This window comes from Cyanobium sp. Candia 9D4 (assembly GCF_024346155.1).
GTDB lineage: Bacteria > Cyanobacteriota > Cyanobacteriia > PCC-6307 > Cyanobiaceae > Cyanobium > Cyanobium minutissimum.
This window is the reverse complement of record NZ_JAGQCK010000008.1, coordinates 107,645-116,089: the sequence shown is the minus strand read 5'-3', so window position 1 is coordinate 116,089 and position 8,445 is coordinate 107,645. Positions and strand designations below refer to the sequence as shown.

Here is an 8,445-nt window from a genome sequence, read left to right as displayed (position 1 = left end):
CTGTCCGACGACAATCTGGTTGAGGGGTCGCGCCAAACAGGTTGACCGCTCTTGAGGGGCTGCGCTGAATCCGGTTGCCATGCGCAGGGCACCGGGCCATGCCTGCTCCCCTCACCGCTCAACAGATTGCGCTGTACATGACCAAACGACGAGCCGGCAGCCGCCAGGAGGTGGCGGCCGCAGCGGCGGGCATCTCGGTGAGCAGTGCTCACCGGATCGACTCAGGGCGCCTCCAACCCCAAGCTGCCAAACCCCGTGGTCGGCGTCGCCCTGACCCGTTGGCGGAAGTGTGGGAGCCGTTGCTGCTGCCGCTGCTGGAGCGCCATCCCTCCCTGACGCCCACCACCTTGCTGGAGCACCTGCAGGAGCAAAAGCCAGATCAGGACTGGAGTTCGCTGAAACGCACCCTGCAGCGGCGGGTGCAGCACTGGAAATCTCTGCATGGCCCGACGCCGGAGGTGATGTTTTCGCTGGCGTATCAGCCCGGAGAGATCGGCTTCTGCGACTTCACCAAGGTCAAGCGGGTGGCGATCACCCTGCGGGGAGAGCCGTTCCCGCATCTGCTGTTTCACTACCGCCTGGCCTGGAGCGGCTGGGCCTATGGCCAGGTGATCCACGGCGGCGAGAGCTTTGTCGCCCTCTCCGAGGGGCTGCAGAACGCCCTGGCCGCCTGTGGTGGCGTGACCCGGGAACTGCGCACCGATCGGCTCTCGGCCGCCAGCCGCAACCGCGACGGCAGCTATGCCCTCGACATCACCACCCGTTACCAGGCCCTCTGCGCCCACTACGGCCTCTCCCCCAGCCGCAACAACCGGGGGGTGGCCCATGAGAACGGCATCGTCGAGGCACCGCACGGCCATGTGAAACGGCGGCTGGAGCAGAAGCTGCTGCTGCGTGGCAGCTGTGATTTCGACGAGCCGGCCGAGTACGACGCGCTGCTCGCTGAGGTGTTCAGTGCCCTCAATGCCCCGCGCCAGCGGCGCTACGAGCAGGAGCTTGAGCATTTGATGGCCTTGCCCAGCTTCCGTTTTGCCGACTACGAGCTCCTATCGGTGCGGGTGCGCAGCACCAGCACGATCGAGGTGCGGCAGGTGATCTACTCGGTGCCGCCCACCCTGATCGGCCGTCCGGTCACGGTGCGGCTGCACCACGACCGGCTGATCGTCTACCTCGGCAGTGACTGGGTCTGCCAGCTGCCTCGCGTCTATGGCACCGGCCGCCATGGCCCGCGGGCCTGGTGCATCGATCTGGAGCACCTGATCGATGGCCTGCGCGCCAAGCCGCGGGCCCTGCTCCATTGCCGCTATCAGCGCCACCTCTTCCCGGATGAGCACTGGTGGAACTTCTGGCAGCGCCTGCTGGCCAGCGGTGACCGTGACGCGGCGGCCCGGCTGATGGTCGAGGCGTTGTACGTGGCGGTGCGGGTGGCGTCCTTTGAGCTGGTGCTCGCCTTTCTGCAGCAGGCGCAGCAGCGCCAAACCCTGTCCCTCTCTGGTCTGCAGCAACGCTTCCGGGTGCCGCCGCGCCGCAGCGCCCTGCCTGATCCCGTCATTCCCCAACATCTGCTGGCCTCCTATGACCACCTCCTCCCCGGTACCCCGCTCAGCAGCGGTGGAAGCGGCGTTGCCGCTGCTGCTCAAACAGCTCAAGCTGGCGCGGTTCCGCAGCCACTGGCAACCTCTCGCGCAGCAGGCTGAGGCGGAGGGCTGGAGCCCGGGCCAGTTCCTCTATGCACTCTGTGAGCAGGAGGTCGACCACCGCCAGATCGCACGGCGCCAACGCCTGCTGCGCGACGCCCATCTGCCCTGGCAGAAGGGCCTCGATGGCTTTGTTCACCAGCACCTTGAGCCCCAGCACTGGCAGGAGCTGCAGGTGCTCTCCCGCAGCCACACCTGGCTGCTGCAGGCCGAGAACCTCCTGCTGTTCGGTCCCAGCGGCGTGGGCAAGACCCACCTGGCCATCGCCATCACGATGGCGATGATCGAGCAGGACCAGGCCTGCTGCTTCTTCCCGGCCACCGCCCTGGTGCAGCTGCTGCAGAAGGCCAAAGCCAGCTTTGAGCTCCCAGCCCTGATCCAGAAGCTGGATCGCTACGCCCTGCTGGTGATCGACGACATCAGCTACGTGCGGCGCAGTGAGCTGGAGACCTCGGTGCTGTTCGAGCTGATCTGCCACCGCTACGAGCGCCGCTCGCTGCTGGTGACCTCCAACCAGCCGTTCCGGGAGTGGGACGAGATCTTCCCCAGCGGATCGATGACCGTGGCTGCTGTGGACCGGCTGGTGCACCACTGCCACATCGTGGGCATCAAGGGCGAGAGCTACCGGCAGAAGCAAGCAGCAGCAAGGGTTTCCAGCGATGCCGCTGACCCGCAAACGTAATTGACGCGGGCGCCATGGCCGTCACGATCGAGGCCAGCAACCACTCAAGGCACCAGAAGCATGGCGGCGACACGAAAACTGGCCCACCCGCCTTGAGATGGACGCCGGAACAACAACTTGATTGACGCGAGGCGACAGCCTGGTCACGATCCCGATTCCCACTGCCATCTCAGGCTCCGGAGGACCTCCGAACAAGCGACTCAACCGGTCAACCAGATTGACGCCACCCGTCAACCTGATTGACACGGGACACAAGTCCGCCTGGATTGGTTCGCCCCGCCCCGTGCGGGGCTTTTTTTATGTCCCTCTGACGCTGTGACGTTCATGCCTTCCCCCAGCTGCTACCTGCCAGATCCACCCCTTTCTCCCCCCGAGCCCGTCTTCCTGACAAAGGCCGAACGGGATGCGCGCCATCCCTCCCTGGTCAGCTACCTGCTGCCCACCCACTGGGCCTGCTACTTCATCAACGACGACCCCTCCGGTCTGGAGGACGACGAGATCGCTGCGGCCGATGCCTGGTGGGCGGAGACCTTCTCCTCACGATCCGCCAGCTGCGTCGATGCAGACGAAGACTATGGCTTCGCCAGATATCACGACGCTGCCGGCTACTGCCTGGCCACCGACTGCACCGTCTACCGCTTCCCCCTGTCGGCTGCGCCGGCTTCTCCCGTTGGGACTCCCTCGCCGAAGGCGAAGCCATGACCGGCTACTGCAAGGTCCGCTTGCGCTGTGCCCGCAGCGGCAACGCCACCGCCGACATCTCCATCCAGCTGCTGATGGACACGACCAACACTCTTCAAGAAATCGAGAGCCGCGTGACCGCCCGTGTGTTCGGCGCCATCCACAATCCAGAGGAGGGGCCTGAAGTCAGGCGGGTCCTGGCTGAGCTGCTGGACGTCTTGGACTGAACCAGTCCCGATGGGGTGATCTGAATTGCCGCCCCCCCCCCGCCCCCTAGAACGTGATCTCCTGCCGCTCAGCACCCGGTAGACCCGGACAGTGAGTCCATCAGTGTCCGGACAGGGCAGGGCATCGAGCCTCCCACCAGTCGTCGCCTTACCCCGGACTGCCCGGACAGGCCGGACACCCCACCACAAGACAATTGATTTGATCCCCCTCCCCCTGCAGAGCAGATAACGAAGAGAGATGGGCACACACCCTGTCCGGCGTGTCCGGGTTTCCGGCTGCGGGGGGTGCTCACACCGGCAAGCAGTACCGACGCTGGGGCTGCACCCAGGGCCGAGGCCCCCTGTAGTGTCACCTCGAGAACGTCGAGGCTACCATCACTGGCTGGAGCATAAAGAATTTGGGGAGATGAGTGACAATTAATCCATATCCTTGCTGACGACTCGGGTAGAGGACTCTCAACGGGTTCTCGTGGGCCGATCCATCAGTTGGCGCGATCCTGCCTCCACTTGGCCACTGAAACCGCAATAGTTGCGCCTACGGCTGTGACCGCCAGACCAGTCAGGCCAAAGAATGCACCGCTGGCTGCTGCTCCCAAGATTAGTGCAGTTTTAGCATTCCTCTCGATCGCGCCTTTCCGAAGTGATCGGCGAATCCGTTGATATTCTTCGCTGTCCGGGAGGCTCATCTTGCTAATAGTCGCTGTGGACTGGGATGGGGACTCGATAGGCAACTACTTGCTGCCTAACGATCTCAATTGCTATGGGTTCAGCGTGGTGGACGAATGAATCGGCATACTTGTCCATCTCGATCGCTTGTTCTTTTGTGATCTTGCGTATGCTTTCTAGTCTGATGGCGTTATCCGGTGCGGGATAGAGTTGATTCGCAAGAATCATGAAGTCATCCTGCTCAAACGTCTCCACCATTGCCTGTCGGCTGTCCTCCTGGAGGAAGCCACGAGCATGCTGATGCGCAAGACCCAGTGGAACTAGATAGTCACCCCTCGGGCCCTGGTGATGATTAAAGATTAAGGGTGTTTGCCATCCCTCGCTGTACGCGATCACCCTTGATCGAGCTTGGCCTATCCGGCTTGCTAGTTCCATTGGCGATCCTGCCGTGACTATCCAGGCAGCATTGCACTTCTCTAGGAACTCCAGTTGTTCGCGTGAGGCCACTTGGTGTCCAAGACCTCCCAGGTTTGAAAAGGCTAGACCCATAAATACATCGCCGACATCAAATCCGTCGCCTATACCAAGTAGTCCTCCAATGATGGCCCCACCAATTCTCCAGGCCATCTGCTCGTCTTTGATTCGCCGCTTCTCTTTTTCGACAATGGCCTGGAGGACGTCTTTTGATTGAAATGCGCGTCCATTCTTTGCAAGCTGGACAAACCCAAAAGATTCGGGCACTGATGATGCCATTGGCTGCGTGTCGGAACCGGCGGAGGAACCCGTGCTGGGAAAGGTCAGTGATAGGCCGATGTAGCCGAGTACGCACCACGTTTCGAGGATGGGGTTGCCATCTTCGTCGGTGATCTTAGTGCCGTCCTCTTCTTTCAGCTCCACCTCACAGAGCCTGATCTCCAGTTGGGCATAGGCAGCCAGGGGGCCCTGGCCGATGCCTCGCCAGAGAGCACGCTCGTCATTTACGAAGGTGAAGAGGCCCAGCTTGTGCAGCGTCTGCGGTACCTCCTGGCCTTCCATGTAGGGAAGTTGCTTCATCGTCAGGCTGAAGTTGCACTCGTAGTACGAGCGCGACTGCACATCGCTGAAGCCACGAAGGAAGACCGCCGGTGCGCCGACGAGCTTGATCTTGCCCAGTCCCATGGCCTTGAGGTTCGGCTGGGAAGCCTCAGCCCACAGGGCTAACATGGACTTGGGCAGCTGCTTGTCCTTCGCCCACTGGGCGCGGGCTGCCTCCGTGAACTGCAGGTACATGAGGCCGGTGAACTCGCCTTCGAGCGGAGTCGTGTCGATGACATTCACTTCGCTGCGCAGGTTTTGGACGATTTCGCTGAAGTAATTCACTCTTGTACCGGTGGTTCGGTCGGAAGTTGGGAGTAATTACCCAAAAAAACTTTCAAGAAGCGGAGCGTCTAAAGACGCTTGAAGGCTTGCTTCCAGGGGATCAAGACCTTCTGCCGCGTAGGAAACGGCGAGCTGCTGCTCAATTGGACATGCGGCTCGCATTAATGTGTTTTCTGGATTGTCAAGAGCATGTTCGGCACTGTGAGCCTCCAGCTCCAAGGCTTGGATTCTTGGGTCGGATGTGATGTTTGCAGCGCTAACAGCTTGAAAACCCTCCGCATTTACAGGAAGTCCAAGCGGCGACATGGATGAATTGCTTAGGCCATCTATCTCGTCTTGAAGAACGTGAATGAACTCATGCTCGAATGTCTCTATAAGCTGAATATTGTCGGACAGAGCAGGTGCGCCTATGGTGAGTGTATTTGATTCTGGATTATAGGTTCCATACGCTCCCTGGAGTGAAGGGTCTAATACGATTTCGACACCTTTGTCCCAGCAAGAACGTATATAACCCTCGACTGTTGCAAGCCCTTCGGAGCTGATGCCGTTAGCCCCAAGACCAATAAGAAATTCATCTAATTCAGCACTTGTCTTCATTTAAGGCTGTAGAGCGCTGCTTCCTTGTATATTTTTTAGCACGGTCGTGGTAGGCCTGCAGTCGCAAGGCGCTTCTCTAGGCATAAGATTTTCAAATCGGTTGCTGCCTGGATTGACCATGGCTCTGAGCCATTTCACCACGTGGTCGCCCGAGGACGGGGCTGGTTTGTCGGGACGGTTGACCGAGTGAAAGGGGCCCGTCGTATGCGGGGAGTCGATTTTGAGGAAGAGGAAGTAGTCAGTTCAGCTTGCCTGGAGGCGCTGCTCCGCCTTTGTGAAGGCTTCATCCACCACGTCATCCCCGCACCAGCGGCTGTAGGCCGCTAGGTTCCCGTTGGCGGGTCTGAGGAAGAGGAATGAAGAGGGTGGCTGCAGGGCCGCTTATCGCGTAACGGCAGCTCATCCTTGTCACCAGGCTCCCGTCCGTCGCAACCCGTGGGGGATTTGGAAGGCCAGGAAGCACCCCAGCAGTCACGCCCCGAGCCCCTCATGTCAGACCTTGACGCGTTTCTCCGCTGGAACTCCGGCCATCTGTTGGAGAACCGCACCCGTGGCGCCTATGCCGAGTGGCTTGTGCACCGGGCTCTTGGCCTCGACCCTGGGCAGCATCGTGTCGAGTGGGCCGAGATGGACGTGACGTTCGGCTCCATCACTTTGGAAGTGAAGTCGGCGGCCTTCGTGCAGTCCTGGCAGCAGGCACGCCCGAGCACGATCAGCTTCCCGATTGAGCAGCGTGTGGCCACTGCCTACGTTTTCTGTCTGCTGGTGGAGGATGACCCCGAGCTGGTTAACCCTCAGGAGCTGAGTCAGTGGCTCTTCTGGGTGGTGCCCACAGCCAAGTTCCATCGCGACCGCCGTTCGATCGGTCTCCAACCCCTCATTCGGACCTATGGAGAAGGGCTCCGTTTCGAGGAGCTTGCGAGCCGCATTGAGGCGCTCCGCCCAGCCCTTCCGGAGGGATCCCGTGCAGCAGCAGAGATGGGCCTTCCATGCTAGTACAGGCGTACTTGCAGGGGGCTGCCATGGGATACCACCTACGCCGTTCCACCACGGGAGCCGGTGGCTCCCTGGAGCAGCCCATTGAGGAGTGGCCCTATCTGGATCTGGAGGTCCTGCAGAGCAGCCGCAGCGGCAAGGTCTGCATGACCTGCCACTGGTTTCGCCACCACGCCGGGGTGAACTGCATCCCTGTGCTCACCTGCCAGCTGCACCAGGGCCTGCTGGCCCATGGTGAACACCTCACCCGCCGCTGCCAGGGTTGGACGGAGGACATGACGCGCCAGCGTGGCTGGTGCCCGGAGGTGGCATGAGCAAACGACGCGCTGTGGTTGGAGTGATGGGGGCTGGAGAGGGCGCCTCCGCTGAGGCTGTGGCCCTGGCCGAGGCGCTCGGGGAGCGCATCAGCGCCATGGGTTGGGTGCTGCTCACCGGTGGCCGCCCGGCGGGGGTGATGGCGGCGGCCAGCCGAGGGGCAGCGCGGGTGGAGGGGCACCTGGTGGTGGGGGTGCTGCCCGAGGAAGGGAGCGGTGACGACAGGAAAAACACGGCGGAACTGGATCTGGCCGTTTTCACCGGCATGGGCAAGGCCCGCAACGTCATCAACGTTCTCAGCGCCGTTGTGGTGGTGGTCTGCGGCGGCGGAGGCCCCGGCACAGGCTCGGAAGCCGCCCATGCGCTCAACGGCGGCAGGCCGCTGGTCCTGCTGGCGGTTCCGCTGTTATGGCGGGACTTCTTCTGCTCGCTTGGCGAGGGGGTGGAGAGCGCGGGCGATGTGGAGGAGTGCTGTCGATTGATCGAGGCATGCCTCATTGAGGCATGAGCCAGCCTGCACCGCGTGTCCCCCGGACACCGAAGGAAGGCTGGCTCATCCATGGCCGCCAGGTGCTGCGTTTCCGCCCGACCATCTGGGAGCGCACCAACCAGCGGTTGGAGATCACTACCGGGGAGATGCTCCCCGATCAGGAGATCCCGTTGCTGAAATCACGCCAGGAGTTGACTCGGACGGAGGCTCTCAAGCTCTGGGGTGAGACGCGCAAGGCGGGCTGGACGCCCTGTAGGCCCAAGTGGTGAGCGCCTACCACCCAATCCGATCTACCTCTCGTTTTGGCTTCGTCGACTTCGCCGAAACCTGGAATGGTCGCCTTGCCATGCTCGGCTTCGTGATCGGCGTTTGCCCAGAGCTGCTGACTGGGCAGGGTATCCTTTACTGGATCGATCAGGGAAGATCCCGAAACAAGTATTTCCGTTTGGCCCTATTTTCTTTAAGCTAGACATTAGTGATATCAGCCAGTTGACTTCCATAGTCAATCCTCTCCTGCCCAATCGGATATCTTGATTTACCCCTGATCGTACTGAGTTTCTTTCATGGAATCACCCTTCGATGCTTGCTGCCTCGCACTAGGGGTCAACTTATTTGCGCTGGACTGCGATTAGCACCTCCTTGGAAGACTCCTGCATCTACCAGTTGCTCGTATGTAGGCGCCTCCGGCTGGCGTGCTTTCATTTCGGCATACTGGCCTTCCTTAAGTAAAGGAGT

Annotated in this window: 10 protein-coding genes and 1 pseudogene; 9 read left to right on the top strand and 2 right to left on the bottom strand. The window is 61.2% G+C overall.

From position 1 onward, the window contains the following. Positions 1-98: 98 nt before the first annotated feature. The 4 genes from istA (at position 99) to KBZ08_RS14100 (ending at position 3,287) form a co-directional block, all read left to right on the top strand. The gene (istA, locus tag KBZ08_RS14115; protein ID WP_254973649.1) at positions 99-1,697 is read left to right on the top strand and encodes an IS21 family transposase; all 1,599 of its coding nucleotides are present in this window, start codon (positions 99-101) and stop codon (positions 1,695-1,697) included. Then, the gene (istB, locus tag KBZ08_RS14110; RefSeq protein WP_254973648.1) at positions 1,624-2,379 is read left to right on the top strand and encodes an IS21-like element helper ATPase IstB; all 756 of its coding nucleotides are present in this window, start codon (positions 1,624-1,626) and stop codon (positions 2,377-2,379) included. The genes istA and istB overlap by 74 nt, the downstream gene beginning before the upstream one ends. A 324-nt stretch (positions 2,380-2,703) precedes the next feature. Further along, positions 2,704-3,081 carry a DUF6926 domain-containing protein gene (locus KBZ08_RS14105; protein WP_254973778.1) on the top strand — a complete coding sequence of 126 codons (378 nt, stop codon included), beginning with the start codon at positions 2,704-2,706 and terminating at the stop codon, positions 3,079-3,081. Continuing rightward, positions 3,078-3,287, top strand: coding sequence for a hypothetical protein (locus KBZ08_RS14100; RefSeq protein ID WP_254973776.1), 210 nt, complete (start codon positions 3,078-3,080; stop codon positions 3,285-3,287). The genes KBZ08_RS14105 and KBZ08_RS14100 overlap by 4 nt, the downstream gene beginning before the upstream one ends. A gap of 690 nt (positions 3,288-3,977) precedes the next feature. Here KBZ08_RS14100 and KBZ08_RS14095 read toward each other — a convergent pair. Together KBZ08_RS14095 and KBZ08_RS14090 are read right to left on the bottom strand one after the other, a co-directional pair. Beyond that, a complete protein-coding gene (locus KBZ08_RS14095) occupies positions 3,978-5,312 on the bottom strand; it encodes a hypothetical protein (RefSeq protein WP_254973775.1) in 1,335 nt (444 codons plus the stop codon). Between the two features lie 36 nt (positions 5,313-5,348). Then, a complete protein-coding gene (locus tag KBZ08_RS14090) occupies positions 5,349-5,909 on the bottom strand; it encodes a hypothetical protein (protein ID WP_254973774.1) in 561 nt (186 codons plus the stop codon). Between the two features lie 489 nt (positions 5,910-6,398). Between KBZ08_RS14090 and KBZ08_RS14085 the strand changes: the two genes are divergently transcribed. From KBZ08_RS14085 to KBZ08_RS14065, 5 genes and pseudogenes are all read left to right on the top strand, one after another. After that, a complete protein-coding gene (locus KBZ08_RS14085) occupies positions 6,399-6,905 on the top strand; it encodes a hypothetical protein (protein WP_254973773.1) in 507 nt (168 codons plus the stop codon). A gap of 26 nt (positions 6,906-6,931) precedes the next feature. Next, entirely contained in the window at positions 6,932-7,219 is a 288-nt protein-coding gene (locus KBZ08_RS14080; RefSeq protein ID WP_254973772.1) for a galactose oxidase, read from the top strand. Further along, on the top strand, positions 7,216-7,728 hold the full coding sequence (locus tag KBZ08_RS14075; RefSeq protein WP_315861263.1) for a hypothetical protein: 513 nt from the start codon (positions 7,216-7,218) through the stop codon (positions 7,726-7,728). Before KBZ08_RS14080 ends, KBZ08_RS14075 begins: the two co-directional genes overlap by 4 nt. Next, complete coding sequence (locus KBZ08_RS14070; RefSeq protein WP_254973771.1) at positions 7,725-7,979, top strand: DUF1651 domain-containing protein; 255 nt, start codon at positions 7,725-7,727, stop codon at positions 7,977-7,979. The genes KBZ08_RS14075 and KBZ08_RS14070 overlap by 4 nt, the downstream gene beginning before the upstream one ends. Before the next feature lie 14 nt (positions 7,980-7,993). Next, a pseudogene (locus KBZ08_RS14065) lies at positions 7,994-8,131 on the top strand (chlorophyll a/b-binding protein); the annotation flags it as partial. Between the last annotated feature and the right edge of the window lie 314 nt (positions 8,132-8,445).

Excerpts from the sequence above, each read along its gene's own strand:
- KBZ08_RS14090 (WP_254973774.1), bottom strand. The coding sequence starts at position 5,909 with ATGAAGACAAGTGCTGAATTAGATGAATTTCTTATTGGTCTTGGGGCT.
- KBZ08_RS14100 (WP_254973776.1), top strand. The coding sequence starts at position 3,078 with ATGACCGGCTACTGCAAGGTCCGCTTGCGCTGTGCCCGCAGCGGCAAC.
- KBZ08_RS14085 (WP_254973773.1), top strand. The coding sequence starts at position 6,399 with ATGTCAGACCTTGACGCGTTTCTCCGCTGGAACTCCGGCCATCTGTTG.
- istA (WP_254973649.1), top strand. The coding sequence starts at position 99 with ATGCCTGCTCCCCTCACCGCTCAACAGATTGCGCTGTACATGACCAAA.
- KBZ08_RS14080 (WP_254973772.1), top strand. The coding sequence starts at position 6,932 with ATGGGATACCACCTACGCCGTTCCACCACGGGAGCCGGTGGCTCCCTG.
- KBZ08_RS14105 (WP_254973778.1), top strand. The coding sequence starts at position 2,704 with ATGCCTTCCCCCAGCTGCTACCTGCCAGATCCACCCCTTTCTCCCCCC.
- KBZ08_RS14070 (WP_254973771.1), top strand. The coding sequence starts at position 7,725 with ATGAGCCAGCCTGCACCGCGTGTCCCCCGGACACCGAAGGAAGGCTGG.
- KBZ08_RS14075 (WP_315861263.1), top strand. The coding sequence starts at position 7,216 with ATGAGCAAACGACGCGCTGTGGTTGGAGTGATGGGGGCTGGAGAGGGC.